At 43.9% G+C, this 14,647-nt stretch carries 19 protein-coding genes; 9 read left to right on the top strand and 10 right to left on the bottom strand.

Features of this window, described 5'->3' with window-relative positions:
* Positions 1-185: 185 nt before the first annotated feature.
* A complete protein-coding gene (locus ACQCV8_RS18985) occupies positions 186-1,574 on the top strand; it encodes a M28 family peptidase (protein ID WP_426847033.1) in 1,389 nt (462 codons plus the stop codon).
* A gap of 42 nt (positions 1,575-1,616) precedes the next feature.
* On the opposite strand, the gene ACQCV8_RS18980 is transcribed toward ACQCV8_RS18985, so the two are convergent.
* The 4 genes from ACQCV8_RS18980 to ACQCV8_RS18965 all read right to left on the bottom strand — a co-directional run bounded on the left by ACQCV8_RS18980 (position 1,617) and on the right by ACQCV8_RS18965 (position 3,741).
* Positions 1,617-1,871 carry a stage VI sporulation protein F gene (locus ACQCV8_RS18980; RefSeq protein ID WP_426847032.1) on the bottom strand — a complete coding sequence of 85 codons (255 nt, stop codon included), beginning with the start codon at positions 1,869-1,871 and terminating at the stop codon, positions 1,617-1,619.
* 136 nt (positions 1,872-2,007) lie between these two features.
* Positions 2,008-2,133 carry a YjcZ family sporulation protein gene (locus tag ACQCV8_RS18975; RefSeq protein WP_426847031.1) on the bottom strand — a complete coding sequence of 42 codons (126 nt, stop codon included), beginning with the start codon at positions 2,131-2,133 and terminating at the stop codon, positions 2,008-2,010.
* An 87-nt stretch (positions 2,134-2,220) separates the two neighbouring features.
* Positions 2,221-2,436, bottom strand: coding sequence for a hypothetical protein (locus ACQCV8_RS18970; RefSeq protein WP_426847030.1), 216 nt, complete (start codon positions 2,434-2,436; stop codon positions 2,221-2,223).
* 966 nt (positions 2,437-3,402) lie between these two features.
* Positions 3,403-3,741, bottom strand: coding sequence for a DUF1360 domain-containing protein (locus ACQCV8_RS18965; RefSeq protein ID WP_426847029.1), 339 nt, complete (start codon positions 3,739-3,741; stop codon positions 3,403-3,405).
* A 142-nt stretch (positions 3,742-3,883) separates the two neighbouring features.
* Between ACQCV8_RS18965 and ACQCV8_RS18960 the strand changes: the two genes are divergently transcribed.
* The 4 genes from ACQCV8_RS18960 (at position 3,884) to ACQCV8_RS18945 (ending at position 5,809) form a co-directional block, all read left to right on the top strand.
* Positions 3,884-4,282, top strand: a complete 399-nt coding sequence (locus tag ACQCV8_RS18960) for a spore coat protein (protein WP_426847028.1) — start codon at positions 3,884-3,886, stop codon at positions 4,280-4,282.
* 35 nt (positions 4,283-4,317) lie between these two features.
* Positions 4,318-4,596 carry a spore coat protein gene (locus tag ACQCV8_RS18955; protein WP_426847027.1) on the top strand — a complete coding sequence of 93 codons (279 nt, stop codon included), beginning with the start codon at positions 4,318-4,320 and terminating at the stop codon, positions 4,594-4,596.
* A 93-nt stretch (positions 4,597-4,689) separates the two neighbouring features.
* Complete coding sequence (locus ACQCV8_RS18950) at positions 4,690-5,151, top strand: spore coat protein (RefSeq protein ID WP_426847026.1); 462 nt, start codon at positions 4,690-4,692, stop codon at positions 5,149-5,151.
* A gap of 163 nt (positions 5,152-5,314) precedes the next feature.
* The gene (locus tag ACQCV8_RS18945) at positions 5,315-5,809 is read left to right on the top strand and encodes a CotY/CotZ family spore coat protein (protein WP_426847025.1); all 495 of its coding nucleotides are present in this window, start codon (positions 5,315-5,317) and stop codon (positions 5,807-5,809) included.
* Positions 5,810-6,893: 1,084 nt separating this feature from the next.
* On the opposite strand, the gene ACQCV8_RS18940 is transcribed toward ACQCV8_RS18945, so the two are convergent.
* Complete coding sequence (locus ACQCV8_RS18940) at positions 6,894-7,034, bottom strand: hypothetical protein (RefSeq protein ID WP_426847024.1); 141 nt, start codon at positions 7,032-7,034, stop codon at positions 6,894-6,896.
* A 283-nt stretch (positions 7,035-7,317) separates the two neighbouring features.
* On the opposite strand from ACQCV8_RS18940, the gene ACQCV8_RS18935 reads away from it, so the two are divergent.
* The gene (locus ACQCV8_RS18935) at positions 7,318-7,764 is read left to right on the top strand and encodes a CotY/CotZ family spore coat protein (RefSeq protein WP_426847023.1); all 447 of its coding nucleotides are present in this window, start codon (positions 7,318-7,320) and stop codon (positions 7,762-7,764) included.
* A gap of 47 nt (positions 7,765-7,811) precedes the next feature.
* Here ACQCV8_RS18935 and ACQCV8_RS18930 read toward each other — a convergent pair whose 3' ends face one another.
* Together ACQCV8_RS18930 and purU are read right to left on the bottom strand one after the other, a co-directional pair.
* Complete coding sequence (locus ACQCV8_RS18930; RefSeq protein WP_426847022.1) at positions 7,812-8,306, bottom strand: CotO family spore coat protein; 495 nt, start codon at positions 8,304-8,306, stop codon at positions 7,812-7,814.
* A 74-nt stretch (positions 8,307-8,380) separates the two neighbouring features.
* Positions 8,381-9,283, bottom strand: coding sequence for a formyltetrahydrofolate deformylase (purU, locus tag ACQCV8_RS18925; RefSeq protein WP_426847021.1), 903 nt, complete (start codon positions 9,281-9,283; stop codon positions 8,381-8,383).
* 148 nt (positions 9,284-9,431) lie between these two features.
* On the opposite strand from purU, the gene ACQCV8_RS18920 reads away from it, so the two are divergent.
* Together ACQCV8_RS18920 and ACQCV8_RS18915 are read left to right on the top strand one after the other, a co-directional pair.
* Complete coding sequence (locus ACQCV8_RS18920; RefSeq protein ID WP_426847020.1) at positions 9,432-9,641, top strand: helix-turn-helix transcriptional regulator; 210 nt, start codon at positions 9,432-9,434, stop codon at positions 9,639-9,641.
* On the top strand, positions 9,634-9,777 hold the full coding sequence (locus ACQCV8_RS18915; RefSeq protein WP_426847019.1) for a hypothetical protein: 144 nt from the start codon (positions 9,634-9,636) through the stop codon (positions 9,775-9,777). Before ACQCV8_RS18920 ends, ACQCV8_RS18915 begins: the two co-directional genes overlap by 8 nt.
* Before the next feature lie 208 nt (positions 9,778-9,985).
* Here ACQCV8_RS18915 and fabI read toward each other — a convergent pair whose 3' ends face one another.
* From fabI to mgtE, 3 genes are all read right to left on the bottom strand, one after another.
* A complete protein-coding gene (fabI, locus tag ACQCV8_RS18910) occupies positions 9,986-10,762 on the bottom strand; it encodes an enoyl-ACP reductase FabI (RefSeq protein WP_426847018.1) in 777 nt (258 codons plus the stop codon).
* Between the two features lie 103 nt (positions 10,763-10,865).
* Entirely contained in the window at positions 10,866-12,710 is a 1,845-nt protein-coding gene (locus ACQCV8_RS18905; protein WP_426847017.1) for a monovalent cation:proton antiporter family protein, read from the bottom strand.
* Between the two features lie 14 nt (positions 12,711-12,724).
* A complete protein-coding gene (gene mgtE, locus ACQCV8_RS18900; RefSeq protein WP_426847016.1) occupies positions 12,725-14,095 on the bottom strand; it encodes a magnesium transporter in 1,371 nt (456 codons plus the stop codon).
* Positions 14,096-14,279: 184 nt separating this feature from the next.
* Between mgtE and ACQCV8_RS18895 the strand changes: the two genes are divergently transcribed.
* Positions 14,280-14,647, top strand: a 368-nt coding sequence (locus tag ACQCV8_RS18895; protein WP_426847015.1) for a metallophosphoesterase, incomplete at its 3' end; no start/stop codon positions are given.

Raw genomic sequence — 14,647 nt, 5'->3', positions numbered from 1 at the left:
TTACATATTTAAACAATTATTTCCAAAGTGCTTCCAAAGTCCCCTTCTTAAACTCCCATTATCTACAAAACGCATCAAAAAATAGAAAATTCAGACTACTATTGTTCGGTCATTATGTCACTTATTTCGCTTGCCGAAACAATATAAAATGAAACTGTAAGACTATCATTTTTAGGGGGTTTATAATGAAGAAACCAATTTTTGCTTCTGTCCTGGCCGCTTCTCTCATCCTAGGGGCCGCAGGTGCGCAAACGGCTTATGCTAAACCTGCAGAGCAGGCATTCGAGCTGAATGTAACCGAGAAAAAAATCTTAAAAAAGATTAATGCAGAGAACATGTACAGCACGATTGCAGAGCTTTCTAAAACACCTCGTGTTGCAGGGACCGAATCTGAATGGAGAGCTGTACAGTATGTAAAGAAGAAATTTGAATCGTACGGGTACAAAACCAAGGTTCAGCCATTTACTTTTGAGGGGTATGACGCGCCAACAAAAATTGAGCTTACCGTAGGATCGGAAAGCTTTAAGCCCGGTTCATTTACATACACAGTCGGCGGCAAAGTATCAGGGGAGCTTGTTCTTGCAGGCCTTGGGAAAAAAGATGAGCTTCAAACCTTGGATTTAACAGGTAAAATCGCTATGATTAAACGCGGCGAAATCAGTTTTGCCGAGAAAGTGTTAAATGCTGCAGAAAAAGGAGCATCCGGGGTCATCATTTACAACAATACCACTGGTGCATTAAGCGGCACACTAGGGGCAGCAAACGAAAAATATGTACCCGCCGTTACGCTGACTAAAGCAGAGGGCGAGGCGCTTGCAGCCAAAATCAGCAGCGGCGATGCCGGAACGGCCCATTTACATGTGGAAGGCGGAAAAGTAGAGACCCGCACCTCCCATAACGTCATCGCGACAAAAAAGCCGGTTGTATCAAAAAATAAAAAAAGTGATGTAATCGTCATCGGTGCCCATCATGATTCAGTTGAAGGAGCTCCCGGTGCCAATGATGACGCTTCAGGTACAGCGATGACTCTTGAAATGGCACGTATTTATCAGCATGTGCCAACGGACACGGAGCTTCGGTTCGTTACCTTTGGAGCCGAGGAAGTCGGACTTATCGGTTCCTATCACTACGTGGAAAGCCTCTCAGATGAGGAAATCAGCAGGACCATCGCAAACTTTAACCTGGACATGGTTGGAAGCAAGGATGCAGGAGATCTTGTCATGCTCACCCTGGACGGAAAAGCAAATCTAGTGACAGAGCTTGCCCAGGATAAGAGCAAAAAGCTGAATGGAGAGCCAACTCCATTCGGCCAAGGCGGCCGAAGTGACCATGTGCCGTTTGCGGAAGCAGGAATTCCGGCAGCTCTCTTCATTCATAATCCAACTGAGCCTTGGTATCACTCTCCGCAGGATTCCATTGATAAAATCAGCAAGGACAAGCTGCAGGATGTAGCAGAAATCATCAGCACCTCGGTCTACGAACGGGCACGTCTCGATATTAAATGGCCAAACGTTTTCAGCGGACCTAAGATGAAAGCGTCCCCGGACATGATTCAGGAGCAGGAGCTCAATTAAATCAGGAAAGCCTTTCATCCAAATTGGACGAAAGGCTTCTCTTTATTTCTTATTAATCATTTTAGAGATCGTATTAAAATCCAGTTTTTCTTTTCCGTTCACAATGGAATTGACGATTTTGTCTTCGGTTTCTTTTGGCACTTTTTTGTTTGCAATTTGAGCGACTTTCCGGATAACACCGCGAACTGTATTTTCATCACGGAAGTTTGCGTTTTGCAGGGAGTTGGCAAGATTAAGAATTTCATTCATGTTAACGCCAGTTTTCTTTTCAATATTTTTAAAGAATTTATTATCCATTTTTTCTGCCTCCTTACTGTTGATTTATCCTATGAAGGTGCCCAAAAAATGGTGCATGTGTTTCTAAACGGAGAAAGTACGGGCTCTAAACCCGTACTTTCCTGTTTGCACATCTTTGAAGGAGACTGCAAGTTTATTAGTTGTAGAAAGAAGCACCAACGATGATCAAAAGAATGAACAATACTACGATTAGAACGAAAGTAGAACCGTAGTAACCGCCACCGCCGTAGCCGCCACCATATCCATAACATCCATAAGACATTAGCCAAGCACCTCCCTTTCCTTCTTCTCTACAACATATGTAGATTGTCTGAAAAGGGTATGGACATTCGTACATTTGTCCCCTGTTTTATTTTCGCCCGGATTTCTTAACAATCCATTTCTCCATATCCTGAGCGGCTCTCTCCATTTCTGCCTCAAATCCATCAGCTGCTGCATCAAGCTTATTCAGCTCTTTATCTTTCCCCTTCAGCCAGGAGTCGCTTTTTTTCATTACCGAATCATGCCCCTTCATCCGATCGCCCATAAACGTTTCAAATTCTTTACTGAGCTTTTTTTTCGCCAATATTCTTCACCGCCTCTTTATATAGAATATGGAGAGCAAATTACTGGGCACAAAAAAGATCCAATCCACCGCAGAGTGGAGAGTGCATGCAGGGAGAACCGGATACTGAACCGGAAGCATCCAATGAGCGTCTGAAGCCAGTCTGCTGCCGGCTGAGAGGCATACAAAATGCGGGTGCTTACCGAACCGTTTCAGAATAAGAAATATTGGCCCTAATTAGCTAAGTTGTGCAGTCACATTGTATACTGGTCTGCCTTTTTTAGGCTGAAAGCCGAAATTATACGTTAAACCGGTCCGGATTTTGGGATCCGTTGCGGTACGGAAATTTTTTATTGTCCGTATTCCGGATTTATTGTCCGTACTTTCGTTTTATTGTCCGTATTCCAGATTTATTGTCCGTACTTTCATTTTATTGTCCGTATTTCCAATATAATTACTTTTCGACAAAATCCGCTAGATCGTACAGAGGCATTGTTTCCCGGTCGGCCGGTTTTTGAGACTGAAGGCTGCACTGTGGCGTTAAACCTCACAGACCTTGGTCCAGTTCCGGTACGGAATTTGTTTTATTGTCCATATTCCAGATTTATTGTCCGTACTTTCGTTTTATTGTCCGTATTTCAGATTTATTGTCCGTTCTTTCATTTTATTGTCCGTATTTCCAATATAATTACTTTTCCTATGAAAAAAATTACCTTATATTTGTATGTTAATCCAACTACAAAAAAGCCTGCAGAAAAACCATCGGGTTCTCTGCAGGCTGAGCAGGTTTACACCTGCCCTTTTTCACTTATCTTTTTTTCCCGCAGCCGCAGCCTTTTTTCTTTACAGGCTTAGAAACCTGCTGCACAGGTACAGCAGGCTGAGGATTGGAATTCAAATATGGTTGCTTCATTGCCAGAGCACCTTCCTTGTTCGGTGATAAGGTATTTTATGATTGATGAAAAGAATTTGTACTGAGTCATCAACCTAATCCAGCAATCTTGATATAGCAGACTCAATCATTCCGGCAAATCCGGCAAGCGCCAATATACAAACCAGCGGCTCTGTCCCTTCCGGCCACAAGAGCCAGCTTCCATAAAGGAACCCTGAACACCACACCCCGGTACACCAATAGCAGCTTAGAAGTTCCCCAATCCACCTTCTTAGCCCTTTTCCTTTCATTTCAATATAAATTACGCCATCCACAGTGTATTCTTCATGAAATGGCCTTCGCAGCCATTCCATGATTTTGTCAAAAACGATCAGCCTTGTCAGACGAAAAACAGCTAACGCAAATAAACAAAATGTTAACCAGTTTTCAAACATCTTCTTCACCTTCCGTTCCTCTATTACAATATGAACGGAGTAAACAGATATGAAAAAAATCACCTGAAAACTGTATGTTTTCATCAGTCCAAACATATCAGAGCTGCATTAACTATGTATATATGGGAAAGGAGTGAATCATTTGTCTAATGATCGGTCAGTCATGGATGAACCAGTGAGTCAGGATACAGAGCAGACAATCTCTCTGTTTCAGCAAACGGACGAAGGCATCTACATTAAAGACTCAAACGAAATTACGGTCGAAACCACCGACACTCAGCTCGCTCTTTCCATACAAGCTGCAATCCAGGCGGCCATCGCCCTTGTAATCAATTTGACGATTGCAGACAGTTCACGAGCAGAACAAGTGACCCAGCATATTTTAACCAGCGCCGTCCTTCAGCAACGAAAGAAACAGCGCATCATCATTATCGGCTCTGAGAATGTAACGGTTAAAGCTACTGATACAGACGTCTCGATATCCCTGCAGCTGCTCATTCAAATCCTGCTGGCTCTGTTGCTGCAGATCGACATTCTGTAACCCTTTCTTAACTATAATCAAAAGGAGTGACTACCATGTCAAGCAAAAACCTGAACGACATTTCTTCAACCCTCATGCAGCTGTTTGTTTCCGATGTATTTAACAAAAACAACATTACGGACGATACAAAAAAACAGCTTACAGAAGACCAAAAACAGAAAATTAAAGCCGTTGTACTCGACCTGCAAGCGAAAGTAGACGAATTCATCGAAGCTCAAGCCAAGAAAAAAGAAGACGAAGAAGCTCCTAAAGCAGAAGCACCAAAAAACACAACACTACGAGACATGCTTAAAAACAAGAAAAACAACGAGTAATCAAAAAATGGGTTATTGCCTCAGGATGTTTGTCTAAACAAAAGCAGATATCCAAACATTTAATAGTATTACAATGAAAGGAGGAAAATGAACATGTCAAATTACTCTTGGGTTGCCAACGACAGAAGCTGCTCCCACCCTACAGAATGCAGCAACAGACTTGGCACAATGTGCGATAATAACGGAGAGGTAGATCAGAACTTCGATCAAGTAAGCAACACGAACCAGCTTTCTTCTGAAACCATCATCATCAAAGACTCTTGTGATATCGAGGTTACAACAACTGAAACACAAATCGGTGTATCCCTTCAAGCAGCACTTCAAGTGGCCATCGCCCTAGTCATCAATCTAACAATCGCTGACAGCGCCCGTGCTGAAATGGTTACACAAGATCTCTTGCAAAAAGCGACAATCACTCAAGCAAGCGCACAAAAATTGGTTATCGAAAACTCCCGCAACGTAAATGTAAAAACAACAGACACAGACATCGCTGTATCCTTGCAATTGCTTATCCAGATCCTTCTTGCTCTTGTCGTATCCATCGACATCTTCTAATTCTCCCCCTAAAAAAAAGCAGGCTCCCCGCCTGCTTTTTCTTTTTCCTTCTTTTTCCGCATCCATCCAAATACTCGTGACGTTCACCCACACCAACGGATAGGTCCCCACATATGTTGTTAAAGACTAATGTCAATCAACCAATTATTAAGGAGATGAAAACATGAGCTGCGGAAAATCCCATGGAAAATACGACTTCGATAGCTGTGTATGCAAAGCGGTCGAAAACATCCTGGCAGAACAAGAGGCTGTCGAGGAAAGCTGCCCTACCAGCTGCTACAGCAACCTGCTAAGCCCATCAGCTATGCCTGGCCGTGATACAATTCCGTTCTTGTTATTTGATAAAAAAGGAAAACTATTCTCAGCATTCGGAAATGTAGGCGGATTTATGGATGACGCTACTTGCTTTGAAACAATCTTCTTCCGCGTTGAAAGCCTAAGAGATTGCTGCGCTACCCTTTCCCTGCTTAAACCAGTGAATGTAGACGGCGACACAATCAGCGTTTGTGACCCGTGCGCAGAAGACTTCTTTGGACTTGAAAAATCCGACTTTTGCATCGAAGTAGATCTGGATTGCTTCTGCGCAATCCAATGTCTATCCCCAGAGCTTGTAAACCGTGTATCCCCGATGAACAAGAAAAAGCACCACCATGGATAACACCTTAGTAGACTGCCTAAATGGTAGTCTATTTTTTTTTTTGCGTTATGAAGGGGAAATGGCGGTGCAGGTGGAGAAGCGTTACGCTGAAATGGATTCCGGCTGCGGAGGGTGGGTTGCTGGTGGGGGCGGTACATTTACATGGGAGGCTCTTTAATGGGGATGGTTCCCCCTTTACATTGGCGGTTCTTACTGGGGGTGGTTTCCTTTTACATGAGGGGCTCTTAATGGGGGGCGGTTCCCCTTTACATGGGCGGCTCTTAATGGGGGGCGGTTCCTTTTACATGGGCGGCTCTTACTGGGGGGCGGTTCCTTTTACATGGGCGGCTCTTTGATGGGGATGACCGGCTGTTAACAGGTCTGCTTGTAAAGGATAATATGGCTAAAGCAAAATTTGTCAAATCACCTCGAATAATCGATATATTGATTTTATCGCCGATATATTTTTATTTTGGTCGATATAATGTTTTTTCAGTCGATATATTGTAAAAATAGCCGATATATGAAAATAATAGCCGATATATTTGATTTTCTCCGGATATTGTCGTTTTGGCAGGCAATCTAAAAGTCTTCAGAGCTATTTTCCGGGCAATCGGCGCCATTCACCATTGCCTTCTGATTCCATTCCAAAGATTTATAGCATATGACGGCGGATTTGGCAGCTAAAACGGAGGTATTCAGTAAAAAATCATGGCTCCTTGAGTAAGAGAGCGAGCATGCAAATATTTTCTAAAAACCGAACGAAACGAACAAGCTGCTCTGAGCATCACCTTTTTGCTGGGAATATCAAATTTATAAAGATTGAGTCGTGAGGTAACTTGGGGTTTTAAGTAATCCGAAACACGGAACGTAAATCGACTGGCACATGCAGCCTGAGCAAACTCCCCATTATTGCCCCTTCTCCCGCTTATCCGTCCAGTCCGCACTTGCAATTCCTTCCCCTTGCAGCCTCAAAAAAGTGCCACTTCCTCAATTTTGCCCCCGCTCCTTTCCTCCCTGCGCCTTTCTGAACAGTCCGGCTTTCATTGCCCTTTCAAACGGCAAAATCAACTCAGCTCCCGTTCCTCACCTTCTCCGCTTCCCCCTAAGTTTCGTCAGCCTGCCTCCCCCCATTGATCTGCCCATTTCCAGCCCTCCACTCCAGCCTGCCTCCCTGCCCCCGCTGATCTGCCCATTTCCAGCCCTCCACTCCAGCCTGCCTCCCTGCCCCCGCTGATCTGCCCATTTCCAGCCCTCCACTTCAGCCTGCCGCCCTGCACCGATGATCTGTCCGTTTTAAGCCCCCATTTCACTTACCCTCTTCCCAATTTCACCGCATTCTATGAGCTGTATTTCCTGCCCTTGAGTGCATTCTTCCAAACCCCGTTCATTCCTGCCGGATGATTGCCTCTCTTCCCTGGCTGCCGGCTATAAATAAATTTAACTGAATAGGCACTTGCCCTAGCACCTTTAGTCTTGTACCTGCCTATCCTAGTATAGACAATAATCCTTATTCGGGAGGGATAATAATGACTCGTTCTAAAGACTTCGGGTGTGTTTGCGACGCGGTTGAAAACATCAGCGATCTGCAGAATGCAGTGGAGGAGCAGTGTTCTACCAGCTGTTACAGCAACCTTCTTTCCCCTGTTAATACGTTGGGAGATACGATTCCATTCATTCTATATACGAAAATGGGAACTCCATTCACAGCTTTTGGGAATGTAGGGGGACTCACTGCGGGAGATTGCTTTAATACCATCTTCTTTCGTGTAGAGCATGTGGAAAAATGCTGTGCTACACTTCGTTTACTGATTGCGTTTGATGCAAAAGCACATGTTTTGGATTTTCATAAAGACAGTCCATGTGATGTTTTTCGATTGGAGAAAACAGATTCCTGCATTGAAGTGGACTTGAACTGCTTCTGCTCCATCTGGTGTCAAAATCCAAGACTCATTAACCGCACACATAACAGCTGATTATTAAAAAAAAGAGCTGAACTCGGGTGTCCCCGATTCAGCTCTTTTTAAAATCCGATTGGCTGGATCGCCTGGATATCTTCTGCTTTAATATTGACTGGCTGAGAACTTGCGCTTGTTCTTATATGAACGATTCCGTCTGTTTCACCAAGAATAATCCCTCTGTATGTCTGGTCTGAGAGCTCTACCTGGCAGAGCGTTCTCGGGATGTTGCTTGGTAATGTGGCAAAAAAGTTGATTTTTTCTGGCACGCTCATCTGGTTTAACGACTTTCTCGTTTTCCGTTCATAGACAGGTGCTTCAGTTTCTATTGGGGATTCGCTTTGTTCCTGGACAAGCTGATCTGGAATTTGATTGTTTTCAGCTTGTGTTTCTTCCAGTGTATCGATTTCTTCAATTTTCGGTTCACTCATTTGCTTTTGCTTGACTGATATCTTTTTCCTTACGGCGACTTGCTGCATATTTGCTTCGGCTGCAATGTTTTCAGGCTGGACAATATACATGAGCGGCTGTTTAGCCTGCTTTTGATTTTTTTCGGACAATTCTTTCCACCCCCAGGTCATAGACTGTTCAAGACAGTTTATTCGCTTTTTACGGAATTCATGACCCGAAGAAATCAGGAAAAGACGACGGTTTTGTTTCCTTCGACTAAAATGCGGTCTTCCAGATGCCATTTAACTGCACGGGCGAGAACGCTCCGTTCAATAGAGCGGCCAATCCGTTTTAATTCATCAACATGGTCATGATGGGAAACGCGTTCGATATCCTGTTCAATAATCGGACCTTCATCCAGCTCATTCGTTACATAATGAGAGGTTGCCCCAATCAATTTTACACCGCGCTCGTAGGCTCGTTCATAAGGCCGGGCACCAATAAAGGCCGGGAGAAACGAGTGATGAATATTGATGATCCGGTTAGGATTAGCGGCTACAAAGTCCTCGGTCAGGATTTGCATGTAGCGGGCCAATATGATCAGTTCCACATTGTATTCATCAAGCAGGTGCATTTGCTTTGCTTCTGCTTCTTTCCTGATTTCCTTTGTGGCCGGGATGTGGTAGAACGGAATTCCAAGTGCTTCCACAATCTCCCGGCAATCGTCATGGTTGCTGATAACGAGTGACAGATCCGCGGTAATGTCACCGCTTTGCCATGCCCAGATGATTTCCAGGAGGCAATGAGGTTCCTTTGAAACAAAAATGGCGGTTTTTTTCAGATCGGTGACGCGGACAATTTTCCACTCAAGGTGAAATTCATCTGCAATCGGCTCAAACGATTCATTCATTGCTGAGAGTTTCGCTGCAAGCTCAGGGCATTCAAATTCGATTCGGAGAAAAAATGTGCCGCCCTCCGGATTGGATGAATACTGGCTTGATTCAATAATGTTCGCATGATGCTCAAAGAGGAATTTTGAAACGGCTGCAACAATGCCCGGACGATCAGCGCATTTAAGCAGAATACGGCCTCTGTTCGCATATTTTTCATGGTATTTCTTCAGGTTGGATTTATTAAAAGGTTGCATGATGCACTCTGCCTTTCTTATTTCAAATAACTGTCCTCTATTATAAAGAATCTTTGTTTAAGAAAAAAGTAAAGCGCACTTGACTACACCCCTGATGTAAAGTATAGTTTACGTACAGCAAACTTTACATCACAAATGGAGGTTTCAGTTGAAAACACTTATCCGTGAGAAAAGAAATGAGATCAGCATGACGCAGGAGGAGCTCTCAGTCCTGGTAAATGTCTCAAGGCAAACCGTTATTTCGCTGGAAAAAGGCAAGTATAAACCATCCTTAGTTCTTGCACATAAGCTAGCTCAGGTCTTTGCATGCAGGATAGAGGATTTATTTATTTTTGAAGGGGATGAGAATATTGGCTGAAGCATTTGCGGAAAATTGGGTGGCATTGGCAGGACTGTTTTTTGGATTGCTTTGCGGAAGGGCTGGCTATGTATTCGGGATAAAGATGAGAAATAAGCATCGCGGCAATGATGAACGGTATCCATTTCTTGTATAAGCGCCAAAGCCTTTTCCTGGAATGTAACGCTTACTGTTATCATTGCTGGCTGGACATTGATTATCTTATTTGAAGGCATTTCCCTCCCTTTCTTTATTTTTACTGCCCTCTGCGTGCTTCATTTGATAAGCTATGGGATATCTGCTGCCTATTATTCCAGCCGGGTATAAAGAAAAAGCTTGAGGACAGAAGCCTCAAGCTTTTCATTTTATCCGCCGATAATATGATACCCTGAATCTACGTGCAGATTCTCTCCAGTCATTCCCCGGGACAGGTCACTGAAAAGGAACAGAGCTGTGTCGCCGACTTCTTCTGGAGTTGTAGTACGGCGAAGGGGTGCTTTTTCTTCAATTTCCTTAAGAATGGAGTTGAAGTCGCTGATTCCTTTTGCAGAAAGAGTCCGTATTGGACCAGCTGAAATGGAATTCACACGAATGTTGTCTTTCCCGAGATCTTCAGCAAGATATTTAACGCTTGCATCCAGGGAAGCTTTCGCTACACCCATCACATTGTAGTTCTTAACAACGCGCTCTCCGCCAAGGTAGGTAAGTGTTACGATACTTCCGCCTTCAGTCATTAAACCTTTTGCTTCTTTGGCTACCGCCGTTAGGGAATAAGAGCTGATGTTATGCGCAAGAAGGAAGCCTTCCCGTGTTGTCGCCATATAATCGCCTGCAAGGTCTTCTTTATTGGCAAACGCAATACAGTGGGCAATTCCGTGAAGGACACTGACTTCCTGCTTAATCTCCGTAAAGCATTGTTTAATTTGCTCATCATTTGTAATATCACATGGATAAAAAAGAGAGTCATCGCGTTCCAGTGTCTCAGCAAGGTCCTTTACAGGTTTTTCAAAGCGCTCTCCTGCATATGTAAAAATAATCCTTGCGCCTGCATTATGAAGAGAGCGCGCGATTCCCCAGGCGATGCTTCGTTTATTGGCAACTCCCATCACTACAATATTCCGGCCTTTTAAAGAAAAGTTCATTGAGTGTGCCTCCTGTTTTATACATGTTATTAGTACCTGGTTACAAGTATAGCACCTGCCAAGAAAAAAAGACAGGCGCCATTGATGCCTGTCTTAAAAACTGCTATTGCAGCTCTCTTCTTAATTCTCTTACGTACTCAAACGACCCTGTGACGAGCAGCCGGTCCCCTTCCTGAAGCTGGGTGTCTCCATGCGGCACAATTGAATCTTTCCCCCTGAAAATCCGGACAAAGATGATATCTCCTGTAAAAGGAAACGCTCTGAGGGTAACTCCAGAATACTTGATATTGTTCATTGTAATCTGATACAGTCCTGTTTCTTTGTTAGCAAGAATTCTTACAATGTCAGGAGATTCAATCAAAGCCTGAAGCAGTACTTTTGTAGACAGCAGCACAGAAAAAATATCCACTCCATGTTCTTTGAGCTTCTCTCCCAGTTCTGCGGAAGCAATGCTTGCAATGACCCGCGGAACTTCCTGCCCTTTTGCAGCAATGGCGATATCGGCGTTTCTTTCCTCGTCTCCTGTGGCAACAACCAGAATATCAGCATCAAAAACATCACACTTCATCAGAGTATCCAGAGAATAATCATTCAAATCTTTAATCTCAAACAGGGATTTGGCCATCTGTTCGTCCATTTTATCCTGCACCGTATGATAAACGACCGTCTGATAATAATCAGGATTAAGCTCCCTTGTAACCGGCAGGGTCATTTGGTTGGCCCCGATAAGAGCTACTTTCAGCTTTTGCTCTTTTAGTTTTTGCTTAGGAAAAAGCTTTTTGAAACCGATAGGCGATATGATGCTTGAAATGACCGCCACCAGAATCAATGCCCCTGACATCTGTTCATCGATCACATTAGCCTTTTGCCCAATGGTAGTTGCGGCAATAACCAGTGACAGAGTAGCTGTTAAGAGGAATCCTCCTGAAAGGACCGTTCTCATATCATACCATTTCCGCAAGTATAAAATCGGAATCAGCTTTGATGCAAACAAAGCAATGAGCAATAGAGGAATCAGCGCAAAGATTTTAGGATCCCCAAAAAGTTTCCAAATGTCCAGCTCAACCCCGATCATGACAAAAAAGATAGGAATTAAAAAGCCGTACCCAAACGAATCAAGCTTCTGTACCATTTCTTTGTTGGGTGAAAGAAGGGAAACGAGCACTCCGGCAAGGAACGCTCCTAAAATGTTTTCTGCACCGATCGTTTCGGAAATTCCTACCAATATGATGATCAGCGCAAAAATGGCTCTCGTCCCGATTTGAACGGTTCCTTTTGACATCGATTCAATAAACGTGCGGTTTTTGAACCGGTTTCCGACAAAGTAAAGAACGACTCCTGCTGCAAACAGAATGAGCAGCAGCCAGATGCTTCCCCCTCCTTCTCCGTAAATAGAGGCAAATACGGCAAGCAGAATCATGGTGACTAAATCCGCTATGACGGCAACGAGCAGGATAATCTGGCCGATGTTGCTTTTCATGATATTGGCTTCCTTTAATACAGGGACCACGACCCCTAAGGAGATGGTCGATATAATTAATGTCATTAAAAAGGCGTTTTTGATTAATCCTGTCCAGGCAAAAACTAGGGACATCGCGATAGACAAGATAAATATCCCGGCAAAAACAATACTTGAAGCCAGGAACGTATTTGGAACCGGCTTTCCGTTTGGAAGCTTTTCCTTCCTCTTTCCACTTGTAAACGCGCTAAAGTCTATTTCGAGTCCGCTGAGGAACATCAGGAAAATGAACCCCAGGGTAGAAAGTGTCTGAAGCCATGTGTCCTGTTCTACAATGTCAAAGCCGCTTTTACCAATGACGAGACCCATCAGAATTTCTGCTACCACTACCGGCAAAAAATTCAATTTGAAGCGGTGCATGAGAATTGGGGTCATAAAGGCAACAATTACGACAATAACCAATGATGTTACGGAAGCTCCGTGTTCCATGTTCGCCCTCCTGTCTAAGAATGAAGATTTTGAATAAATAGGGAAGCCAGCCCAAGATAGATAAGAATACTGATAATATCGTTAATCGTTGTAATAAATGGGCCTGACGCCACGGCCGGATCAATTTTAAAACGGTGCATGATAAGAGGCACCATAGCCCCGGCGACTGCTGCTACAATGAGCGAGCAAAGAATGGCGGTCCCGACAAGCAACCCTAACAGGAGGTCCCCTTTCCATGCAAATACAATGCCTGTAACTAAGATTCCGCAAATCGTCCCTGCGATCAGCCCGGTGCCTGCCTCCCTGCTTAAAATTTTCAAGGATGTCTCCTTATCATCTTCCCCAATAGCAATCCGTCTGATGGCGACTGCCAGAGCCTGAGTACCCGTATTTCCCGCCATCCCAGCAATGAGAGGAATGAAAACGGACAATATGGCAACCTGATCCAGAGTCTTTTCAAACCTGCCAATAAGGCTTGCTGTCAGCATGCCGAGAAACAGCAAGATGATGAGCCATGGAAGTCTCTTTTTGGCAGCTGAGAATGGGCCTTTATCAGAAGAATCTGCATCGGAAATCCCGGCAAGCTTCGAGTAATCATCCGAAGCTTCTTCATCGATTACATCAACAATATCGTCAATCGTAATGATACCAAGCAGCCGATCATGAATATCCACAACGGGCAGCGCCAGAAAATTATAATCTCTGATCTTTCTGGCCGCTTCCTCCTGATCCACCGAAACTAAAACCGAATAAACCCGTTCATTCATAATTTCAGAAATCATCGTGTCATCATCAGCAATAATCAAATCCCGAAGTGAGACGACACCAGCTAAGCGCCGGTCTTCATCTATTACAAAGGTATAATAGATTGTTTCAGCATTAGGAGCTTCCGTTTTCAATATTTGCATAGCGGATTTCACGGTTTGATGGGCATGGATCGCAACGAATTCAGTCGTCATGATGCTTCCGGCGGTAAATTCCTTATAGTGAAGCAATTCGCGTATTTCTTTTGCGGCTTCCTCCTCCATAAGTGTCAAATATCCCGCTACCTGGCCCTGATCCAATTCATTTAAAACATCAACAGCATCATCGGCATACATTTGAGCAAGCATGTGGGCTGCATAAGTGGAATCCATTTCAGAAAGATACGTCTCAACTTCTTCCTCATCTGCATCCAGGTTCTCAAATATCGCAGCCATTTCTTCAGGCGAGAGATATCGGTACAGGAGAGCCCGGTCTTCAGGTTCAAGTTTCACAAACCATTTTCCCTGATCATAGGAATGACGGTTAAAAAACAAATCCCTGAAAGAATCCATCTGATCCTCTCTTAGTGCTGTCAGCAGAAGCTTTTCTTCAAGCTCGTCCATTTTTTTCAGTTCAGCCATCCGCAGCTCCCTCCCTTCTTAATTCCAATCACTTTGAAAATAGCATAATCACATAGTGATTAGAATACCGCATTCCCTTTTTTTCTTCCACCCATAACCTTTCTGACTCTCCTCTATTGAATAGTTGGACTTCTTTTGGGTATAGTTTGTGATAATCGCTGGAAATTAATCGGGAGTGAAGAAGATGGTAAAAATCGATGTAATCGGAGATGTGCACGGCTGCTTTAGAGAATTAAATGAGCTTATAAAGAAGCTGGGATATATAGAGAAGGAGGGTGTTCCCGTTCACCCCAATGGAAGAAAACTATCCTTTGTGGGTGATTTAACTGATAGGGGGCCCGATTCACTTAAAGTAATTGAAAAGGTGGCACGCATCGTACAGTCCGGTACTGGCTTTTATTCTCCCGGCAACCATTGTGATAAGCTTTACAGATTTTCCGAACGGGAAAGCCCATTCCTTCAGGTGTGGGATGAAAGTGAGGTCGGATACGGAGTACCACTGAAAACCGTAAGGTTTGTGGTGCTTCAAGTATCCGAAATGTTTTGTTCTTT

Source organism: Metabacillus sp. 84, assembly GCF_050107715.1.
Lineage (GTDB): Bacteria > Bacillota > Bacilli > Bacillales > Bacillaceae > Metabacillus_B.
Note: the sequence above shows the minus strand (reverse complement) of the source record. Positions and strands in the feature narration are given on the sequence as shown.

Coding starts and splice junctions, on each gene's coding strand:
- ACQCV8_RS18980 (WP_426847032.1), bottom strand. CDS start 1,871: ATGGATAATAAATTCTTTAAAAATATTGAAAAGAAAACTGGCGTTAAC.
- ACQCV8_RS18905 (WP_426847017.1), bottom strand. CDS start 12,710: ATGGAACACGGAGCTTCCGTAACATCATTGGTTATTGTCGTAATTGTT.
- ACQCV8_RS18945 (WP_426847025.1), top strand. CDS start 5,315: ATGAGCTGCGGAAAATCCCATGGAAAATACGACTTCGATAGCTGTGTA.
- ACQCV8_RS18965 (WP_426847029.1), bottom strand. CDS start 3,741: ATGTTTGAAAACTGGTTAACATTTTGTTTATTTGCGTTAGCTGTTTTT.
- ACQCV8_RS18935 (WP_426847023.1), top strand. CDS start 7,318: ATGACTCGTTCTAAAGACTTCGGGTGTGTTTGCGACGCGGTTGAAAAC.
- ACQCV8_RS18940 (WP_426847024.1), bottom strand. CDS start 7,034: ATGGGCAGATCAGCGGGGGCAGGGAGGCAGGCTGGAGTGGAGGGCTGG.
- purU (WP_426847021.1), bottom strand. CDS start 9,283: ATGCAACCTTTTAATAAATCCAACCTGAAGAAATACCATGAAAAATAT.
- mgtE (WP_426847016.1), bottom strand. CDS start 14,095: ATGGCTGAACTGAAAAAAATGGACGAGCTTGAAGAAAAGCTTCTGCTG.
- ACQCV8_RS18955 (WP_426847027.1), top strand. CDS start 4,318: ATGTCAAGCAAAAACCTGAACGACATTTCTTCAACCCTCATGCAGCTG.
- ACQCV8_RS18950 (WP_426847026.1), top strand. CDS start 4,690: ATGTCAAATTACTCTTGGGTTGCCAACGACAGAAGCTGCTCCCACCCT.
- ACQCV8_RS18975 (WP_426847031.1), bottom strand. CDS start 2,133: ATGTCTTATGGATGTTATGGATATGGTGGCGGCTACGGCGGTGGCGGT.
- ACQCV8_RS18985 (WP_426847033.1), top strand. CDS start 186: ATGAAGAAACCAATTTTTGCTTCTGTCCTGGCCGCTTCTCTCATCCTA.
- fabI (WP_426847018.1), bottom strand. CDS start 10,762: ATGAACTTTTCTTTAAAAGGCCGGAATATTGTAGTGATGGGAGTTGCC.